Origin of the sequence: Dermacoccus sp. GAS27A (genome assembly GCF_044909235.1) — a bacterium.
GTDB lineage: Bacteria > Actinomycetota > Actinomycetes > Actinomycetales > Dermatophilaceae > Dermacoccus > Dermacoccus nishinomiyaensis.
On the sequence record NZ_JBIYDW010000005.1, the window covers coordinates 116,222 to 135,488 of the forward strand.

Genomic DNA, 19,267 nt, shown 5'->3' on the forward strand with positions numbered 1-19,267 from the left:
GTTCCACCTGCGGCACACCCTGGGCTGGCAGGATGGCAGCATGACTCTGACGCGTGACGAAGCGCAAGCACGAGCCGCGATCGTGCATCCGACGGCCTACCGCATCGACCTCGATCTCGACGCGGGGCCCCGCACGTTCGGTTCGACGACGACGCTGACGTTCGACGCGCAGGCCGGAGCGTCGACGTTCGTCGACCTCGACCCCGACGAGCTGCTGTCAGCGTCGCTCAACGGGCGTGACCTCGACGTCACCACGGCCCTCGACGGTCGTCGCCTGCGCCTCGACGATCTCGCCGAGCGCAACGAACTCGTCGTCACCGCGCGCATGACGTACGGGCGCGACGGGCAGGGCCTGCACCGGGCCACCGACCCCGCCGACAGCAACGACTACGTCTACGGCCACCTGTTCATGGACGCGGCATCGCGCGTCTACGCCTGCTTCGACCAGCCCGACCTCAAGGCGCCGTACGACGTCACCGTGCGCGCCCCGCAGGGGTGGACGGTCGTCGCCAACGGCGCCATGCGCGAGGTCGAGCCGCAGCTCTGGCGCGCTGCGACGACGAAACCGCTCGCGACGTATTTCGTCACCGTCTGCGCCGGCCCCTTCGCCACCGTCACGGCTGAGCACGACGGCATTCCCCTCGCGCTGCACGCGCGCGCCTCGTTGCGCGACCGGCTCGAGGCGCAGGCCGACGAGATGCTCACCGTGACGCGCGAGTCGTTCGACTACTACCACCAGCTGTTCGGCATCCGATACCCGTTCGGCGAGTACCACCAGGTGTTCGTTCCTGAGTTCAACGCGGGCGCGATGGAGAACCCGGGGTGCGTGACGTTCCGCGACCAGCTCGTCTTCACCGGCGCCGCGAGCCGCACCGAGCACCTGTCGCGCGCCAACACGATCAGCCACGAGATGGCGCACATGTGGTTCGGCGACCTCGTGACGATGCAGTGGTGGGACGACCTGTGGCTCAACGAGTCGTTCGCCGAGTACATGGCCAACCGCACGCTCGTCGCGGCCACCGAGTTCGACGACGCGTGGGTCGACGTCGCCGCCGGCCGCAAGGCATGGGGTTACGCGGCGGAGCGGTCGCCGTCGACGCACCCCGTCGCGGGCGCGCCCGCGCCCGACACCGACACGGCGCTGCAGAACTTCGACGGCATCTCCTACGCCAAGGGTTCGGCGGTGCTGCGTCAGCTCATCCACCACATCGGTGACGACGCGTTCATCGCAGGCGTTCGACTGCACCTGCAGCGGCACGCGTTCGCCAACGCGACGCTCGCCGACTTCCTCGCCTCCCTCGAAGAGGCCTCCGGCACCGACCTGACGCGATGGGCCGCCGCGTGGCTCGAGACGGCCGGCATGGACACCCTCCGCGTCGACGGGTTCGTCGGCGCGGCCCGCGGTGTGGTGACCGAGGGTGCCGATGACGCAGCACGTACCACCCGCACGCTCGACGACGCCCGCGACCCGGCTGCGTCCGCTCCCTCGGATCACGATGCCTCCGCCGCGGCTGACACGACGAGCGCGCCCCACCTCGTCATCGAGGCCAACACGCAGTGGCCTGCCGAGCGCACGCACACCCTCCGCGTGAGCGCCCATTCAGCCGACGGCGCCCTCGTCGCCGTCGACGACCTGACGGGCGCTGCGGGCCGCGTCGACCTTCCCGAGGTGAGCGGAGCGATGGCGCGCGGTGAGCAGGTCGCCGCCATCATCCCGAACGCCGGTGATCTGACGTGGGCGGGCGTCGAGTTCGACGCCGCGACCCTCGCTGCGCTGCCGACCGCACTGCCCGGCATCGCCGACGCAACCACGCGCGGCATGATCTGGACGGCACTCGCCCACGGCCTCGCGACGGCTGTCGTCTCCCCGCAGCAGGTGCTCGCCATCGCCGAGGGCGCGCTGCCGGCCGAGACGCAGATGCCCGTGCTCGACGTCGCCGTCGGCGTGGCCCTGGGGCAGGTCGTCGGACGCTTCATGCCGTGGTCCGAGCGTTCGGACGCTGCGGCACGTCTCGCCGCGGTGGGGGAGCAGCTCATGGCTGCGGCATCGGATTCTTCGACGAGCGCCATGTCAGCGGCGTCCTCGACGAGCACTGCCAGCCCGTCGTCGAGCGCTGCCGGCGCATCTTCGCTGAGCCCTGCCGGCGCACCGTCATCGACTTCGGCCGGTGCGTCCTCGGGCGCACGGGTCGATGCCGTCGACGATCCCCGCCTCCTCGCGGGGGCGCGTCTCGTCGCCTCGACGGGCGACGCCGAGCGTCTGCGTCCGTGGTTCGCGGGGGAGGGCCTGCCGGCGGGGCTCGACGGTGACGCACCGTTCCGGTGGCGCGTGGCGCGTCGCCTCGCACAGCTCGACGCGGTGACGATCGCCGAGCTCGGCGACGCCCTCGCGGCTGACGAGACGATGTCGGGTCAGCTCGGCTATCTCACGGCACGGGCGTCGTTCCCGACCGCGGAGGCGAAGGAATGGGCGTGGGAGGAGCTGACGGCCGCTCCCACCGATGACACGCCGGCGCACAGCAACTACGAGATGAACGCGCTCGCCACGGGTTTTTGGTCGGCCGACGACGAGGCCACCCTTGCGCCGTACATCGAGCGCTACGTCAGCGACGTTCCCGCGATGCGCGCGTGGGTGGGCGAGGACGCGCTCGCCCGCGTCGCGTCGCTTGCGTTCCCGACGGCCCTCGCGAGCGAGGAACTCGACGTCGAAGCCCGCCGCATGCTCGAGCGCGACCTGCCCGCATCGGTGCGCCGTGCCGTCGTCGATCAGCAGGCCCTCGTGCGTGAGGTCCTCGCCTCGCGCGCCGCGTTCGTCGAGGGCTGACCGGGCTGTCACCAAAGCGGCTCTTCACGAACGAGGGTGTAGCGCGGGTCTGAACCCTCCGGCTTCGAGCAGCGACCGAGCGATGTAGTGGGTGAGGTTGCGGAAGCCGAGGGCGGAGCCGCGGAGGTGTTCGAGTCGCCCGTTGATGGCCTCGGTCGGGCCGTTGCTGGTGCCGGGGCGGTCGAAGAACGCGAGGACGTCGCCCGCCCGCTGCTTCATGGTCCGGCCGAGTTTGCGGACCTCGACGAGCGCCGCGGGAACGCCGCTGCTGATCGCAGCGATCACCTCCTGCATCATCGCCTTCGCTTTCTTCTTGTCGGGCTCCCGGTAGGCCGCGACGATGCGCTGGTAGATGCCCCAGGTCGCCTCAACCTCGACGTGCTCCTCGCTCGCGAACACTGCGTCCAGGCGTGCCCGCTGCCGGTCGGTGAGCAGGCTCGCCCCGGTGTGCAGGGTGCGGCGGGCTTTGTAGAGCGGGTCGCCCTTGAGCCCGCGGTGACCGGTGGTGTCTTGCTGGACCCGACGCCGGCAAACATCCAGCGCGTCGCCGGCGAGGCGGACCACGTGGAAGGGGTCCATGACGGGGACGGCGTCGGGGAGTTCCTCGGCGGCAGCGGTCTTGAACCCGGCGAAGCCGTCCATCGCGACCACCTCGATCCGCTTCGCCCAGTCCGCAGGGCGGGCGGCGAGCCACTGCTTGAACACCGTCTTGGAGCGGCCCTCGACCATGTCCAGCAGCCTCGCCGGCCCGGTCTTGTTCCTCGCGGGCGTGAGGTCGATGATCACGGTGACGTACTTGTCGCCCAGCCTCATGTGTCGCCAGACGTGCTCGTCGACACCGATCGTGGTGACCCCGTCGAACCGGGCGGGGTCGTCGATCAGGCGCCGCTTGCCTTCCGCGAGGACGGCGGCGTTCGCGGCACTCCAGGACACCCCGAGACCTGCGGCGACGCGGGTGACGGTGAGGTGGTCGATGACGATGCCCCGCAGCGCCCACTCCAGGCCGCCGCGGGAGATCTTCGCACGCGGCGCCGCTGCCCGCGTCATGTCCTGCCGCCACGTGCGCCGGCAGTGTCCGCACCGGTACCGGCGCACCCGCACCAGCAGGGTCGTCGGCCGGTGCCCGAACGGCTCGTGCGCCAGTCGACGCGTGACCGTGTCCCGCGGCACGCCCTCGACACCGCACTTCCGACACCACGGGTCGTCCTCGACGACGCGGCATTCGATCGTGGCCCGATCCGGCTCGATCAGCTGGCCGACGGCGACGAGGCCGAGCTCGTCGAGGCGGCAGAACGTGGTCAGGTCAGGGGTCGCGAAAGTAGGGTGGAGCACGTCGAGGTCTTTCGGGATGGCGAGCGTGAAGAACTTCCATCATCCGGGAGACCTCGACCCCTACCCGGCCACTGACGCGCTCAACCGACTACGCCCTCGTTCGTGAAGAGCCGCGAAAGTAGGGTGGAGCACGTCGAGGTCTTTCGGGATGGCGAGCGTGAAGAACTTCCATCATCCGGGAGACCTCGACCCCTACCCGGCCACTGACGCGCTCAACCGACTACACCCTCGTTCGTGAAGAGCCACCAAAGCCCGATCTCGAGACGGGGTTCGTGCCCGATCCGTGTCTCGACCCGTTTCGCGATCGCGCGGCGCGTGCCACGTTGCCCGATGGTCGCTCAGGAGTTCTGTACGTCGAATCGGTTCGCCTCGCCACGCTCGAGAGTGGTCATCTGTGGTGGCGATGCTGGTCGGCACCCTACGAGAACGCGATTCTGTGGCTCGACCTGCCGGACGGAGTGTGCACAGACATCTGGCTGAGTGACGGCGCGGCAATCGAGGCCGAGACCGAACAGTGGGCTCGACGAGAGTGGACAGGGGTCAGGCAGGGCGGTCGCCCCGCCCCGATTCATGCGCTCGAGTGGTTGGGGGACGAGGAGTCCCGCAGAATAGGGGCCGCGTTCATCGACCCAGGGACCGACGAATCGCAGGCCTGACGCATGATGGCGGGTAACTCACTGGTTGGTTCGAAACTGCCCTCCACCTCGTGAGTCACCCGCCATCGTGCGCGCTCGAACACGAGCGCAGCGGCGCCGATCGTCAGGGCACGATGACGCTCAGCGTCTGCGCGACGCACGCGGGTCGCTCTTGACCCTCGATCTCGACGGTCAGCGTCATGGCGACCTGGGCGCCCTTGGGGCTCTCGTCGACGCTGTCGAGCACGATGCTGCCGCGCACCCGCGACCCCACGGGCACGGGCTGCGTGAAGCGCACCTTGTTCGAGCCGTAGTTGACGGCCATCGTGATGCCTTCGATCGTCCAGATCTCCGACGACAGCATCGGCGCGAGCGACAACGTCAGGTAGCCGTGCGCGATGGTCGTGCCGAACGGGCCGCTCTTGGCGCGTTCGGGGTCGACGTGGATCCACTGGTGGTCGCCGGTGCCGTCCGCGAACTGGTCGACCATCTTCTGCGTGATCTCGTGCCACTCGCTCGTGCCGAGATGCTCGCCGACAGCCGTCTTGAGTTCGTCGAGTCCGTTGAACGTTCGCATGGTGTTCTCCTCGTCCCGGTTCAGCAGAGCGGTCCGCCGGCGACGTACAGCACCTGCCCGGAGACGTACCCGGAGCGCTCGTCGCAGAAGAACGACGCCGCGTTGGCGATGTCGTCGGGCTGGCCGGCCTTCTTGACGGCCGTCATCTCGGCGGCGCCCTTGATGAAGTCCTCGAACGGCACGCCGACGCGCTCGGCCGTCGCCGCCGTCATGTCCGTCTCGATGAAGCCCGGGGCGATGGCATTCGCCGTCACGCCGAACTTACCGAGCTCGATGGCGAGCGTCTTCGTGAAGCCCTGCAGCCCCGCCTTCGCGGCCGAGTAGTTCGCCTGGCCGCGGTTGCCGAGCGCGGAGCTCGACGACAGGTTGACGATGCGGCCGAAACCCTCCTTCGTCATGTGCGCCTGGCACTCGCGCGACATGAGGAACGAGCCGCGCAGGTGCACGTTCATCACCATGTCCCAGTCGTCGGCCGACATCTTGAACAGCAGGTTGTCGCGCAGGATGCCGGCGTTGTTGACGAGGACGGTCGGCGCGCCGAGCTCGTCGGCAACGCGGGCGACGGCGCCCTTGACGCTCTCCTCATCGGCGACATCGCAGCCGACGGCCAGGGCGTCGCCGCCGGCGGTCTTGATGGCCTCGACCGTTGCCGCGCAAGCGGATTCGTCGAGGTCGAGGACGGCGACCTTCATGCCGTCCGCAGCGAGGCGCTTGGCGACGGCGGCGCCGATGCCGCGCGCGGCTCCGGTGACGATGGCGGTTCGCTGGGTCATGGGGAAGTCCTTTCGTGGAGCGGGGGGTCGTTCAGGTTTCGTGGCTCATCTACTCGCGTGCACGTGCACCCGGGTGCACGTGCACCCAAACAGTGATGGCCGGTAGTTGCCGGCAGCAGGTCTCAGACGAGCCCGCCGGTGACGGTGATGCCGCCGTCGACGACGAGCGTCTGGCCCGTCATCCACGCGGCGTCGTCGGAGGCGAGGAACGCGACGGGCCCCGCGATGTCCTCCGGCGCGCCGAGGCGCTTGAGCGGGTAGGGCTTGGCGACGGATTCCTCGCGTCCCTCGTACAGGGCCTTCGCGAAGTCGGTCTTGACGACGGCGGGGGCGACGGCGTTGACGCGCACCTTCGGGCCGAGTTCGGCGGCGAGCTCCTCCGTCATGTGGATGACGCCGGCCTTCGTCACGCCGTAGAACGCGATGCCGGGTGCGGCGCGCAGCCCGGCGATGCTCGCGAGGTTGACGACCGAGCCGCCGTTGTCCTTCATCCACGCGTTCCAGACGGCGCGCGTCCACGACAGCGTCGCGAGCAGGTTGACGTCGGCGATCTTGCGCGCCGCGTCGTCGTCGAGGTCCATGAGGCCGCCGTAGACGGGGTTGATGCCCGTGTTGTTGACGAGCACGTCGATGCGGCCCCAGCGCTCCATCGCGGTGCGCACGACCTCGTCCTGGTGCGCCTTGTCCTGCGCTTTGCCGGCGACGGCGACGGCCGCGTCGCCGAGCTGCGCGACGGCCGCATCGAGCGTCTCCTGGCCGCGCGCGGTGATGATGACGTTCGCGCCCTCGTCGACGAAGCGCTGGGCGATGGCGAGGCCGATCCCGCGGCTCGCGCCGGTGACGATCGCGACCTTGCCAGTGAAGCGGCTGGCCTGTGCAGTCATGAAGCATTCCTCTCGAAAGACGCACGCAACGCTATTGAGCGTTGCTCAACAACACTATGCCCCTTCGGCGTACCTCGTGCGAAGTTCGCGCTTGAGCACCTTCATGCTCGGCCCGAGCGGCAGCGCCTCGACGATGTCGACGCGGCGCGGGTACTTGTGCGATCCGAGCTGCTCTCGGCTCCAGGCGACGAGCGTCTCAGCGTCGAGCGCAGCGTCGTCGGACGGCACGACGACGGCCATGATCTCCTCGCCGTACTGCTCGTCGGGCACGCCGATCACGGCGACCTGCGCGACGCCGTCATAGCGCATCAGCGTCTCCTCGACCTCGCGCGGGTAGACGTTGTACCCGCCGCGGATGACGAGATCCTTCGTTCGGTCGACGATGCGCATCCGCCCCGTCTCGTCCTGGATGCCGATGTCGCCGGTGCGGAACCATCCGTCCTGCAGGGCTTCGGCGCTCGCGGCCGGGTTGTTCCAGTAGCCGGCGAAGATGGCGTGGCCGCGGCAGACGACCTCGCCGCGTTCGCCCGGCGGCAGCAGCTCGACGCGTTCGGGCACCGTCAGGTCGGCGATGCCCATGTCGATGCCCCACAGCGCGTGTCCGACGGTGCCCGGTTCGACGCCGAGCGCCTCCTGGTTCGACGTGATCGACGGCGAGGTCTCGCTGAGGCCGTAGCCCTCGTGGATCTTCGTCGAGAACACCCTCTCGAACTTCTCGAGCACGGCTACGGGCAGCGACGCGCCGCCGCTGATGGCATCGGCGAGCTGCGGGACGGGGATCTCGGGGTGCTCGCCGACTGCCTTGAGGAGCTGGATGTACATCGTCGGGACGGCGCAGATCATCGTCACGCCCTCGGCGTTCATGAGGCGCAGCGCCTCCGTCGCGTCGAAACGCGGCTGCAGGACGACGGTGACGCTGCGCCGGAACGCCGCGTTGAGCGAGACGGACTGACCGAAGATGTGGAACAACGGCAGGCACCCCAGGACGACGGCGCCCGCCGCGACGCCGTTGCCGTCGAACGCGCTGACCGTGCAGTTCATCACCAGGTTGAGATGGGTGAGGATCGCACCCTTGGGCTTGCCCGTCGTGCCGCTCGTGAAGAAGATGACGGCGGGGTCGAGCGGCTCGCGTGCCACGAAGTTGCTGATGGGTTCGGCGCTGGCCGCGTACGTCGTGATGTCGACCGCGGGGACGCCGGTGATCTCCGACGCCTTCGTCGCCGTCGCCGCGACAGCCGGGTGGTGGAGCAGGCGGCTCACCTCGGCCGTCTCCAGGAGGTAGGCGGCCTCGCGCCCTTGCAGCAGCGTCGGCACGGGGACGACGACGCCACCCGCCGCGAGGATGCCGTAGTAGCTCGTGACGAACTCGACGACGTTGGGCGCCAGCAGCGCGACGCGGTCGCCGGGCGTGACGCCGTCCGCGATGAGTTGCGCGGCGACCGTGCGCGCCTCGCGCCAGACCTCCGCGTACGTGAGTCGACGCTCGCCCTCGATCAGGGCAAGAGCGTCAGGGGTGCGGCGCGCCGGTTCGGCGAGCACGCTGGCGAGGGAGAGCGTGGTGGAGACGAGGGGCAGCTCGGACATGTGCACTCCAGACGTTGATTGTGCTGTGCATCACATCACACCACACCGACAACGCTCCTGGGGCATCTTGTTGAGCATTGCTCAACAACTGGATGGCGTTGTCCTGCGCACTGCCCGTCAGGCCTGATGACTTCCCCACATGGCGCCACCTGACATGAAGTGGGACGTCCGCGGGCCGCCGCGTCCCCACCTGGCGTCGTTCTGCATCGAGTGGGACGTCCGGGCAGCGTTGTCACCGGGGCCACCTACGCTGACTGCATGAGCGAAACAGCACTTCTCGTCGTCGATGTGCAGAACGATGTCATGGCCGAATCCGTCAACAGCGACGACGTCGTCGCGAAGATCTCATCGCTCGTCGATCGGGCGCGTGAGCAGGGTGTGCCCGTCATCTGGGTGCAGCACTCCGAGCCGGGGATGCCGCGTGACAGCGACGCATGGCAGGTCGTCCCGCAGCTTGTTCCGGCACCTGGCGAACTGGTCGTCCACAAGACGTGGGGTGATGCGTTCGTCGAGACCGACCTCGCCGAACGTCTGCAGGAGCGCGACGTCAAACGCATCGTCCTCTGCGGCGCCCAGACCGACGCCTGCATCCGCTCGACGTTCTACGGCGGCATCCACCGCGGCTACGACATGACGCTCGTCGAAGACGCGCACACGACCGCCGACATGCGCGAAAATGGCCTGCCCTACGGCCCGGACGAAGCCATCCGCGTCCTCAACGCCCAAGCGTCCTGGACGAAGCAGCCTGACGCGGTGGGCTCGCAGACGACAGCCGCCGACGCGTTCGCCTGACGGGTGGCAGCCGCTCCCACGAGGGTTGTAGAGGTTCGTGCTCTGGGTAGCACGAACCTCCACAACCCTTCGCCGGACGCTCACCTACGGCCGAGGGCCATGGCGATCGCGCTGCGCGCGATCGCCATGGCCCTCAACCTTCGGTATTCGCTCGTCACAAACCCAGGTCACGCCCGATGATCATCTTCATGATCTCGTTCGAACCGGCCCAGATCTTGTGCACGCGAGCGTCACGCCACGCACGTGCCACGCGGTACTCGTTCATGTAGCCGTAGCCACCGTGCAACTGCACGCACTCGTCGAGCACGTCGCACTGCACCTGGGCGGCCCACCACTTCGCCTTCGCGGCGTCGACGGCCGTCAGCTTGCCCTCGGCGTGCGCGGCGACACAGTCGTCGATGTACGCCTCGGAGACCTCGATCTTCGTCACCATCTCGGCGATCTTGAACGTGTTGTGCTGGAACGAGCCGATCGGCTGACCGAACGCCTTGCGGTCCTTGCAGTACTGGATCGTCTCGGCGAGGATCTGCTTCGCGTTCGCGATGTTCGCGATGGCGTTGCCGATGCGCTCCTGCGGCAAGTGCTTCATCATCGCGATGAAGCCGAGGTCCTGCGGGCCGAGCAGCGCGTCGGCGGGCAGGCGCACGTTGTCGAAGAACAGCTCGGAGGTGTCGGACTCGACCTGGCCGACCTTGTCGAGCTTGTTGCCCTTCGTGAAGCCCTCCGTGCCGGCCTCGACGAGGAACAGCGAGATGCCCTTGGCGCCCTTGCTCGGGTCCGTGCGTGCCGCGACGACGGCGACGTCGCACTGGTGGCCGTTCGTGATGAACGTCTTCGAGCCGTTGAGGATCCAGTCGCCCGAACCGTCGTCAGCCTTGACGGCCGTCGACTTGAGGTTGGCGAGGTCCGAACCGCCCGACGGCTCCGTCATGCCGATCGACAGGATCAGCTCACCCGTCGCGACGCGCGGCAGGTACTTCTGCTTCTGCTCCTCGGTGCCGAGGCTGACGATGTACGGCGCGGTGACATCCGAGTGGATGCCGAAGCACGACGCGACGGCGGCGGTGAACTTGCTGATCTCTTCGGCGAAGATCGCGTTGAAGCGGTAGTCGTCGATGCCGGCGCCGCCGTACTCCTCCGGGATGCACAGGCCGAAGAAGCCCTGCTTGCCGGCCTCGAGCCAGATGTCACGCGCGATGACGTGATCGCGGATCATCTCCTCGGCACGCGGGGCGAGGGTGCGCTCGACGAACTCGCGGGCGGAAGCGCGGAACGCCTCGTGGTCTTCGTCGTAGAGGTTGCGGGGCATGGGACGCCGCCTTTCTTAACTCATGGGTAGCTTGATCGCTCTTTGCATGGTACGCCCCGTCACAGGTACTTGTCGCCGGGCTGCGATCCTTACCTTTACGTAACCGCTGCGATGGTCTCGGCGCCGTCGCGATGCGCACCTCATCCACGGTTCGAGGAACACCGTAGGAGCTGGCCGTCAGGCGGGGGCACCAGAAAAAGTGTGGACGGGGTGAGCAGGCGCCCCATAGCGTCAATGCCATGACCCGGGACGAGATGCGAAGCGCTGACTACCTCATCGACTGGCGATCGTGGCGCGGCCCGAAGCAGTTCGGGTGGTACGAACTGTCAGCCCCGCGATGGTGGCCGCGCGGCGAGCGGGCCCGCTTCCCACTTCTCTTCGTGACGGCGCTCGCCGTCAAGACCCGGTTCGCGCTCTTCCCGCCCACGCCGGATGTCACGGAGGACGACGTCGACGAGGCAGAGCTCGAGGCCCTTCTCGACGAGATGCCCGGAACCCTGCCGATGGAACTGGCCCCGGCTGGGCAGCGTGCCGGCGCGGTGAGCGTCGGTTTCTCCGTCGATCCCGACGCCGATCTCACGCCGGCGCAGTGCCTCGTCGCAGAGCGAGGCGTCCGAGTTCGCGCGGATCACTGGAGCGACGGGTTCGCCCTTCACCCCGTCGATGTGCTGGCCTGGCAACCGTCCTTCGGCGGGTTCTCGACGGTCGACGGGCTCGTCGGGCGCGGATTCGACGCGTATGTCCGCATCCTGCACCCGATCGAGAAGCGCGACGACGACATCACGCGCCTGCGATGGAGTGCCCTGCCCGACGCCCGACTCGACGAGCCGGGCTGGCGCCCCGATCGTCGTCCTGATGGTTTGATCGACCTCGACTTCGAGAGCGAACGCGGCGTCGAGCTCGTCGAGGGGGTCATTCCGGAGCCCGAGCGCCGTGTCATCCATCAGCTGTTGCGCGACGATCTCAGGCGGCGTGCCGATGCGTCCCGCATCGTCCAGGGGATCTGGGCCGGCATCGGCGGGTTGGACGTCGAGGGCGCCACACAATGTCGCATCGACCAACCGGAGCGAGAGATCGTGCCGTTCACCGGCGCTTTCGACGAGATCGTCCTCGTCGACGACTGGCACACGGTCTCGATCGTCTACCCCGAATCCGGCGCGTGGTGCCTGGCGAACGACACCGATCTCGTGAGCACCTACCTCGCCGCCGAGGCGTCGTTGGCCCAGCGGTTCCTCGATGATCCGCGCCTCGAATGCCTCGTTGTCGGGCCCGAGAATCAGGTCGGTTGAGGAGCTACGAGTTCACGCCCCATTCAGGCGCCCGTCACGTGCGCGCCGCTGGCCGTGGGCACCCTGGCAGCTCCCCACCCCCGACGGAGAGTTGTCGTCATGCCTCGCCCCACACGTCGCGCGTTCCTCAAGGGCGCCTCAGGCTCCCTCGTCACCGCAGTGCTCGCCGCGACGAACGCCCAACTCGCGCAGGCCGCGGATCGTTCGGTCTACACCCGCGGCACGACGCTCGAGCAGGCTGCGGCCCCGCTCGCGACGAGCGGCTACACGCGTCTGACGGCCGGGCCGGGCTACCCCCTCGTCGTGCGGGCCGACCTCGCCGAGTCGCGTCCTTCTCGCGACGACACCCGCACCGGCCTCGCGAGCATCGTCCAGTTCACCGACCTGCACGTCGTCGACGCGCAGAGCCCGGTGCGCTTCGAGTTCCTCAACACCGTCAACTCGAGCGCGTGCCGCCCGCAGGAGGCTCTCGGCACCCAGGGGGCGGCGCAGCTGGTCGAGCGGGTCAACTACCTCGCCAAGGGCCCGTTCACCGGGCGCCGGTTCGACTGCGTCGTCTCGACGGGTGACAACACGGACAACCACGAGCACGTCGAGCTCGAGTGGTACCTCGCAGTCATGAACGGCGGCGTCATCACCCCGAACACGGGCGCGAGCGACCGGTGGGAGGGCGCGCAGACGAGCGGCAACCCGCAGTACTACAACGTCGAGAATGCCTCCGTCCGCGACCGGTACGTCAGCGCAGGCTTCCCGATTCTCGACGGCTTCTTCCGCCGCGCCACGGCAGCGCACCGCAGCCCGGGGCTGAACGTGCGATGGTTCTCGGTCTTCGGCAACCACGACGACTCCGTCAGCGGCGTCCTGCCGTCCGACTGGGGTGCACTGGCCGCGATGTACACCGGCGACGTGAAGTTCACCGGCTTCACCTCGGGCACGTCCGATGCGGCACTGCGACGCACCTTCGCGACCGGCAGCACGGCGATCAAGGGCGTCAGCAGCAGCACCAAGAACACCTGGCACGTCACACCCGATGAGCGCCGCAGGCCGTTCACCCCGACGGAGTACATGCGCGCGCACCTGCCGAGCGGCGGCCATGGCTTCACGGACGAGAACGTGGCGACCGGGCGCGGCTACTACACGTTCCGCATCGCCGACGGTGTCACGGGCATCTCGCTCGATTCGACGAACCGCGCCGGATTCACCGAGGGCAGCCTCGGGCACGAGCAGTTCCTGTGGTTGCAGCGTGTCCTCACCGCGGGCAGCAGCACGTACGTCGACTTCTGGGGTCGCACACAACGCCATGCCGTCGCCGACGAGATGTTCGTCATCTTCAGCCATCACACGAGCACGACGATGACGAACGTGCTGCTCGACCCGGCCACGCCCGAACTGCGGCACGCCGGGCGCGAGGTGCGCGACACGCTCATGCGCTTCCGCAACGTCGTGGCGTGGGTCAACGGGCACACGCACGAGAACCGCATCACCGCGCATCGTCACGCCGATCCGCGACGGTCGTTCTGGGAGATCAACACGGCGAGCCACGTCGACTTCCCGCAGCACGCGCGCATCATCGAGCTCTGTGACAACGCCGACGGCACGCTCAGCCTGTACACGACGCTGGTCGAGTCGGCCGCGCCGTACGCAGCGTCGACGACAGGGCAGGACCAGGCGGATCTGGCGTCGCTGTACCGCGAGCTGTCCTACAACGATCCGAACCGCTCCGCCGCCCTCATGGGCGCCGACGCCGACCGCAACACCGAACTGATCCTGCGCCACCCCTGGCGCTGACGTCGAGGATGCCGACGACGAGGCCCCGCGCCGAGCGAGTCGGTGCGGGGCCCTCGTCCATCGGGTGGTGAAGTACGCCGGTCAGCGGTAGTTCGTGAACTGCAGTGCGACGTCGAGGTCGGAACCCTTGAGCAGGGCCTGCACCTCCTGCAGGTCGTCGCGGCTCTTGCTCGTGACGCGCAGTTCGTCACCCTCGATGCGGGCCTTGACGCTCTTGGGGCCCTCGTCGCGGATGATCTTGCTGATCTTCTTCGCGTTCTCGCTCGAGATGCCCTCCTTGAGTTTCGCCTCGAGGCGGTATTCCTTGCCGGAGAGTTTCGGCGTCGGTTCGTCGTCGCCGTAGTCGAGCGTCTTGAGCGACACACCACGCTTGACGAGCTTCGTCTGCAGCACGTCGAGGACGGCGAGCGTGCGCTCCTCGGAGTTGGCCTTCATGACGATCGATTCCCCGGAGAGTTCGACCGACGCGCCGACGTTCTTGAAGTCATAGCGAGAACTGATCTCCTTCGCGGCCTGGTTGACCGCGTTGGCGACCTCCTGCTTGTCGATCTTGCTGACGATGTCGAACGAGCTGTCTGCCACGGTTTCTCCTTCGTTGAACGCGGGCGCTGCCTGCGCCTCATTATGCCGTGACGCCGATCCCGTGCCGTCGCGCCACCGTCCCGCCCGCGGTCGAGCCGACGTCCCAGCCAGCGTCATGCCTTGACGGCGATGCCGCCACGCCGCCGTCACCTCGCGCACCCGCGCGTGCCCCGCCGATTCGCTCAACCGCGCGCGCTCTTGCTATGGTTTCCGAGCACGCGCGCCAGGTTGCCCGAGCGGCCAATGGGAGCGGACTGTAAATCCGTCGCGAAAGCTACGAAGGTTCGAATCCTTCACCTGGCACCACAGGTGCACCGAGAGCCCTGCAGATTCGTCTGCGGGGCTCTCGTCTTGCCAGGCCCGTCTGCCGAGTGGGCGCCATGCTCACGCAGCCGGCGGCTGTCCGATCGCCTCGACGTTGCTCACGCATGACGTCGGCAGAGGGCCACCGTAGACATGCGGAAACTTCTCGCTGCCCACCGCGCCGGGGAGCGCGGGTTCGACGCGAACCTCGAGCCCCGCCGCGACGATGGCGTCCGCGTCCAACGTCAGCAGCACCAGCAGCACGTCGATGTCCGAGTAGAACCGCTCGAGCGTCGGCCGCACCTGCTCGGGGAAACTCGCGTGCAGGTAGCCGACCTGCTCGATCGTCATGCCGATCGTCGACCACACGTACTCGCCGCTCTCGAGCGCGTCCCGCCACTCCTCCGCCACCGCGATGTGCTGAATCGTTCTCATGCGCGACACGATAGACGGGCATGATGGGCACATGGCCTTTCGCGCAGATTCCACCACTCTTCCCCGCATCGGTGTCACCGGTGTGACGGGTGCCGTCGGCGGCGCCGTCGCGCGCCTCGTCTCGGCACCGGGACGCCCGGTTCGCTTTTTCCTGCGCGACGTCTCGCGCGTGCCACATCTCGGTGACGTCGACGGTGAGAGCGAGGTCGCCGTCGCCGAGTACGGAGCCCCCGACGCCGCCGCCGCGCTCGAGGGCGTCGGCACCCTGTTCATGGTGTCGGCGGCCGAGAGCCCGACGCGCGTCGAGGAGCACCGCAACTTCGTCGACCAGGCCGCGAAGGCGGGCGTGCAGCACATCGTCTACACCTCGTTCCTCAACGCGGCGCCCGATTCGACGTTCACGCTCGGGCGCGACCACTTCGCGACGGAGGAGCACATCAAGGCCTCCGGCATGGCGTGGACGTTCCTGCGCGACAGCTTCTACGCCGACGTCTTCGAGCACTTCGCCGACGAGGACGGCGTCCTCCGCGGCCCGGCGGGTGACGGACGCGTCGCGCCCGTCGCCCGAGCGGACGTCGCCCGTGCCGCGCACGCGGTGCTCCTCGCACCGGGCGAGCACTCGGGCCGCACGTACGATCTCACCGGCCCGCAGGCCCTGACGCTGGACGAGATCGCCGCCATCCTCAGCGCGGGTCGCGACTGCGACTTCCGCTACGAACCCGAGACGATCGAGCAGGCGCGCGCGTCACGGCAGAAGTACGACCCGCAGCCGTTCGAGATGGACGCATGGGTGAGCACCTACACGGCGATCGCCGCGGGGGAGCTCGACGTCGTCAGCAACGACGTGCGACTGCTCACCGGGCAGAAGGCGATGACGTTCGAACAGCTCGTCGCCTCCAGCGAACCGGTGCGCTGAGCCCCGGGACGCCCCCGCGTGCGGCCAGGCACATCACCAGACGCGCGGACAGAACGCCTGACGGGCGCCTCACCAGCCAGGTGAGGCGCCCGTCAGCATTCGCGCCGCGATGCGTCGGCCGCCGAAGCGCCCTGTAACCCGCGAGGCGTCGAACCCGTCGTCAGGCCGTCACACCCGCGCGGTCCTGACCGAGGTCGATGAGGTCGTTCTCGAGCCACGACTCGGGGATGCCGAACGCCTTCGTCAGGTCGACGGCGTGGGGACGCAGCTCGGCGCACAGTTCGTTGATGCGCGTCGTGACGGCCTTCGAACGTGACGCCGTGATGCGGCCGTGCTCGATGAACCAGCCCTTGTCCTCCTCTATCGACGCCAGTGCGTAGAGGTCGAACACCTTCGCCATGAGCTCGCGCGCCTCGCCCTCGGGCATGGCCTCGAGGCCTTCCTTGAACGCTTCGAAGATCCGCAGGTCGATGTCGGCCTTCGCCGCGGCGAGGATGTGATCCTGGGCCGCGTTGAACACGGCGAACCCGTCGCTCTTGCCCGCCTTGCGCAGCCGCATCGCGGCCGTCTCGAGCAGGTGCGACGCGCGCTCGGAGAACATCGACTCCTGCCAGCCGCGTGAGTCGAGCGCCGTCTCGTCGTTGCGCGGCGTCGCGCCGTCGATGAGGCGCTGCAGGCCGGCACGCTTCAGCGTGTTCTCGACGAGTCCCTCGACGGTCTGCGCGGTGACCTTCGCGATCGTTCCCGCGATGTCGAGATCGCCCCACTGGTCCTTGTACTCCGTCAGCAGCCCCTTCGCGACAAGCTGCATGAGGACGGTGTTGTCGCCCTCGAACGTCGCGAACACGTCGACGTCGGCGCGCATCTGCGTCAGCCCGTTGGCCGCCATGTACCCGGCGCCGCCGCACGCCTCGCGGCACGCCTGGATCGTGTCGAGCGCATGCCATGTCGTCTGCGCCTTCATGCCGGCGACCCACGCCTCGAGTTCCCGCTGAGCGTCCTCGTGGTCGGCGCCGGGCGTCTCCTTCTCCGACGACGTCGCTGCGTCCTCCAGTTCCTGCAGGCGCGCCGTCATGGCATTCTGCGTGAAGCGCAGCGCGAACGACTTCGCGAGGCGCGGCAGTAGCTTGCGCTGATGCGCGAGGTAGTCGAGGACGACGAGTTCGTCGGGCGAGCCGGGAGCGGAGAACTGACGCCGCTGGTCGCCGTAGCGGACGGCGATGGCGAGCGCCTTCTGCGCCGCCGCACCCGCGCCGCCGCCGACGCACACGCGGCCGCGCACGAGCGTGCCGAGCATCGTGAAGAAGCGCCGGTTGATGTTGTCGATCTCCGAGACGTAGGTGCCGGTCTCGTCGATGCCACCGAACTTGTCGAGCAGGTTCTCGCGGGGCACACGGACGTGGTCGAACGCGATCGTGCCGTTGTCGACGCCGGGCAGCCCGCCCTTGACGCCGTTGTCGCCGATCGTGACGCCCGGCATCGGGTTGCCGTCCTCGTCGCGGATCGGCACGACGACGACGTGGACGCCCTTGCTCGGGGTCTCCTCCTCGCCGTCGGCGACGTCACCGACGCTCGGGACGACGAGCTGCGCGAACACGGCGGCCGCGCGTCCGTCCTTGGCGGCGTTCCCGATGTACGTCTTCGTCGCGGAGACAGTGGGGGAGTGCACGACGATCTCGTCGGTCTCCACGTCGTACGTCGCGGTCGTCTCGACGGCGGCGACGTTCGAGCCGTGGCCGACCTCCGTCATCGCGAAGCAGCCCATGAGCTTGCCGCTCATGATGTCGGGCACGTACGCGGCGAGGTGCTTGTCGGTGCCGAGGCGCGAGACGGCGCCGCCGAACAGACCGAACTGGACGCCGTTCTTGATGAGCAGCGACAGGTCGCCGTAGGCCTCCATCTCGAACGCGACGCAGGACGCGCCGTAGTCGAGCGTGCCGCCGTACTGCGTCGGGAAACCGATCGAGCCGTACCCCTTGTCGGCGAGCGCGAGCACCTGACGCGTCACTCGCTCGCGCTGAGCCTCGATCGACTCGCCGGGCGTGCCACTGATGGCCTCCCACGGCAGCTCGCCGCGGATCCGCTCGCGCAGGTCGCGCCACGGCCCGTCGAGCGCGATGCGCATCTGCTCGACGACGTCGTTCGTCGCGGGCGCGGGCGAAGTGTTCTCGGTCGTGGTCTCGGGAGTCGTGCTCATGTCGTCCTCCTTGTCGGCCGCGGGCGCCGCGGTGCGGCCTGCGGGTGAGAGCTGCCTCGGAACGGATCGTGTCATCCGGCCGGGTCGAACGTCGGTGTTTCGTCGGATCGGGCAGTGTCGTCGTGGATGCTTCGCTCGTCGCGTCCGGTGTCGGCGGGGCGGTCGGGTTGGTCGACGCCGCCGGGGCCAGCAGTAGCGATGTGCGCATCGGCCGGCCCTGGCGCGTCTCGCGCCAGCGCCCCGGCGAGGCCGCCGTGGGCGAGCGCGGCGAGGTGGGCGGCGAGTTGCGCGCGACTCAATCCGCCGGGGCTCTCCAGCCACCGGTCGGCCGATTCCTTGACGAGGCCGACGACGCCCCACGCGAACGCTCGCGCTCTCCCGCGAGCTTCCTCGGTGTCGGGGCCGAAGGCCAGCAGGAGGTCGAAGAGGTTGTCGGCGATCCGTCCCGAAAGGCCGGTGACGGGATCGCCAGGACCCTCCGGCAGCGTCACGTCCGGGCGCCTCACGACGAACCGGTACACCTCGGGATCGCGTTCGACGAGGCGCAGGTAGGAGTCGATGACGGCGCCGAGCATCGCGGGCCCGGGCGTGCGTCGCGCGGACGAACCGGTGGCGCGGGCGTCGCCGTCACCATCCGACGTGGCGCTCGCGGCCACGTCGATCTCGGCGAGGATGAGCGCGTCGACCGATTCGCACACGGCGAGGTAGAGCCCCAGCCGGTCGCCGAGGTGACGGTAGATGACGGTCTTGCTCGTGCCGGCCTCGGCCGCGATCTCGTCCATCCCCACCCCGGCGCCGTGACGGCGGATGGCGCGCAGGGCGGCGTCGACGAGCTCGCGACGGCGGGCGACGCGATGGGCGGCCCAGCGCGCGTCGCGTCCGTCGGGTTGGGCGCTCGATGCTCGGGTGGTGGTGGACATGCCTGACACGGTATCGCGTACGCGCCGTACCTGCTACTGTCCGTATCGGTAAGTTTTGACGAGTGCTCACGTCCGCGCGGCCTCGTCATCGACTCGCGCACGACCCACCACGACTCAACCGGAGCGA

Annotated in this window: 15 protein-coding genes and 1 tRNA gene; 6 read left to right on the forward strand and 10 right to left on the reverse strand. The window is 68.8% G+C overall.

Annotated elements, in window-relative coordinates:
- Positions 1–40: 40 nt before the first annotated feature.
- Positions 41–2,824, forward strand: coding sequence for an aminopeptidase N (gene pepN, locus ABH936_RS06920; protein ID WP_404602922.1), 2,784 nt, complete (start codon positions 41–43; stop codon positions 2,822–2,824).
- 24 nt (positions 2,825–2,848) lie between these two features.
- Here pepN and ABH936_RS06925 read toward each other — a convergent pair whose 3' ends face one another.
- The 5 genes from ABH936_RS06925 to ABH936_RS06945 all read right to left on the reverse strand — a co-directional run bounded on the left by ABH936_RS06925 (position 2,849) and on the right by ABH936_RS06945 (position 8,609).
- Complete coding sequence (locus ABH936_RS06925; protein WP_144708528.1) at positions 2,849–4,156, reverse strand: ISL3 family transposase; 1,308 nt, start codon at positions 4,154–4,156, stop codon at positions 2,849–2,851.
- Between the two features lie 759 nt (positions 4,157–4,915).
- Entirely contained in the window at positions 4,916–5,368 is a 453-nt protein-coding gene (locus tag ABH936_RS06930; protein ID WP_144707931.1) for a MaoC family dehydratase, read from the reverse strand.
- Positions 5,369–5,388: 20 nt separating this feature from the next.
- Entirely contained in the window at positions 5,389–6,141 is a 753-nt protein-coding gene (gene fabG, locus ABH936_RS06935) for a 3-oxoacyl-ACP reductase FabG (RefSeq protein ID WP_006946283.1), read from the reverse strand.
- Positions 6,142–6,263: 122 nt separating this feature from the next.
- The gene (locus tag ABH936_RS06940) at positions 6,264–7,025 is read right to left on the reverse strand and encodes an SDR family oxidoreductase (RefSeq protein WP_006946150.1); all 762 of its coding nucleotides are present in this window, start codon (positions 7,023–7,025) and stop codon (positions 6,264–6,266) included.
- A 54-nt stretch (positions 7,026–7,079) separates the two neighbouring features.
- Positions 7,080–8,609, reverse strand: coding sequence for an AMP-binding protein (locus ABH936_RS06945; RefSeq protein ID WP_404602923.1), 1,530 nt, complete (start codon positions 8,607–8,609; stop codon positions 7,080–7,082).
- Positions 8,610–8,867: 258 nt separating this feature from the next.
- Here ABH936_RS06945 and ABH936_RS06950 point away from each other — a divergent pair, with 258 nt between their 5' ends.
- Positions 8,868–9,401, forward strand: a complete 534-nt coding sequence (locus ABH936_RS06950) for an isochorismatase family protein (RefSeq protein ID WP_404602924.1) — start codon at positions 8,868–8,870, stop codon at positions 9,399–9,401.
- Between the two features lie 154 nt (positions 9,402–9,555).
- On the opposite strand, the gene ABH936_RS06955 is transcribed toward ABH936_RS06950, so the two are convergent.
- Entirely contained in the window at positions 9,556–10,710 is a 1,155-nt protein-coding gene (locus ABH936_RS06955; protein ID WP_144707935.1) for an acyl-CoA dehydrogenase family protein, read from the reverse strand.
- 239 nt (positions 10,711–10,949) lie between these two features.
- On the opposite strand from ABH936_RS06955, the gene ABH936_RS06960 reads away from it, so the two are divergent.
- Positions 10,950–11,999, forward strand: coding sequence for a hypothetical protein (locus ABH936_RS06960; RefSeq protein ID WP_062258582.1), 1,050 nt, complete (start codon positions 10,950–10,952; stop codon positions 11,997–11,999).
- Between the two features lie 99 nt (positions 12,000–12,098).
- Positions 12,099–13,787 (forward strand): TIGR03767 family metallophosphoesterase, encoded by a 1,689-nt coding sequence (locus ABH936_RS06965; protein WP_144707936.1) that lies wholly within the window; start codon positions 12,099–12,101, stop codon positions 13,785–13,787.
- 81 nt (positions 13,788–13,868) lie between these two features.
- Here the strand turns inward: ABH936_RS06965 and ABH936_RS06970 are convergent, their stop codons facing one another.
- Complete coding sequence (locus ABH936_RS06970; protein WP_062258586.1) at positions 13,869–14,369, reverse strand: YajQ family cyclic di-GMP-binding protein; 501 nt, start codon at positions 14,367–14,369, stop codon at positions 13,869–13,871.
- Between the two features lie 222 nt (positions 14,370–14,591).
- On the opposite strand from ABH936_RS06970, the gene ABH936_RS06975 reads away from it, so the two are divergent.
- Positions 14,592–14,675: transfer RNA gene (locus ABH936_RS06975), tRNA-Tyr, on the forward strand.
- A gap of 78 nt (positions 14,676–14,753) precedes the next feature.
- Here ABH936_RS06975 and ABH936_RS06980 read toward each other — a convergent pair.
- Complete coding sequence (locus ABH936_RS06980) at positions 14,754–15,107, reverse strand: DUF952 domain-containing protein (protein WP_131940612.1); 354 nt, start codon at positions 15,105–15,107, stop codon at positions 14,754–14,756.
- Between the two features lie 31 nt (positions 15,108–15,138).
- Between ABH936_RS06980 and ABH936_RS06985 the strand changes: the two genes are divergently transcribed.
- The gene (locus ABH936_RS06985; protein WP_404602925.1) at positions 15,139–16,023 is read left to right on the forward strand and encodes an SDR family oxidoreductase; all 885 of its coding nucleotides are present in this window, start codon (positions 15,139–15,141) and stop codon (positions 16,021–16,023) included.
- Positions 16,024–16,183: 160 nt separating this feature from the next.
- On the opposite strand, the gene ABH936_RS06990 is transcribed toward ABH936_RS06985, so the two are convergent.
- Positions 16,184–18,220, reverse strand: a complete 2,037-nt coding sequence (locus tag ABH936_RS06990) for an acyl-CoA dehydrogenase (RefSeq protein WP_062258663.1) — start codon at positions 18,218–18,220, stop codon at positions 16,184–16,186.
- A gap of 71 nt (positions 18,221–18,291) precedes the next feature.
- Complete coding sequence (locus tag ABH936_RS06995) at positions 18,292–19,140, reverse strand: TetR/AcrR family transcriptional regulator (RefSeq protein ID WP_144707939.1); 849 nt, start codon at positions 19,138–19,140, stop codon at positions 18,292–18,294.
- Positions 19,141–19,267 lie beyond the last annotated feature (127 nt).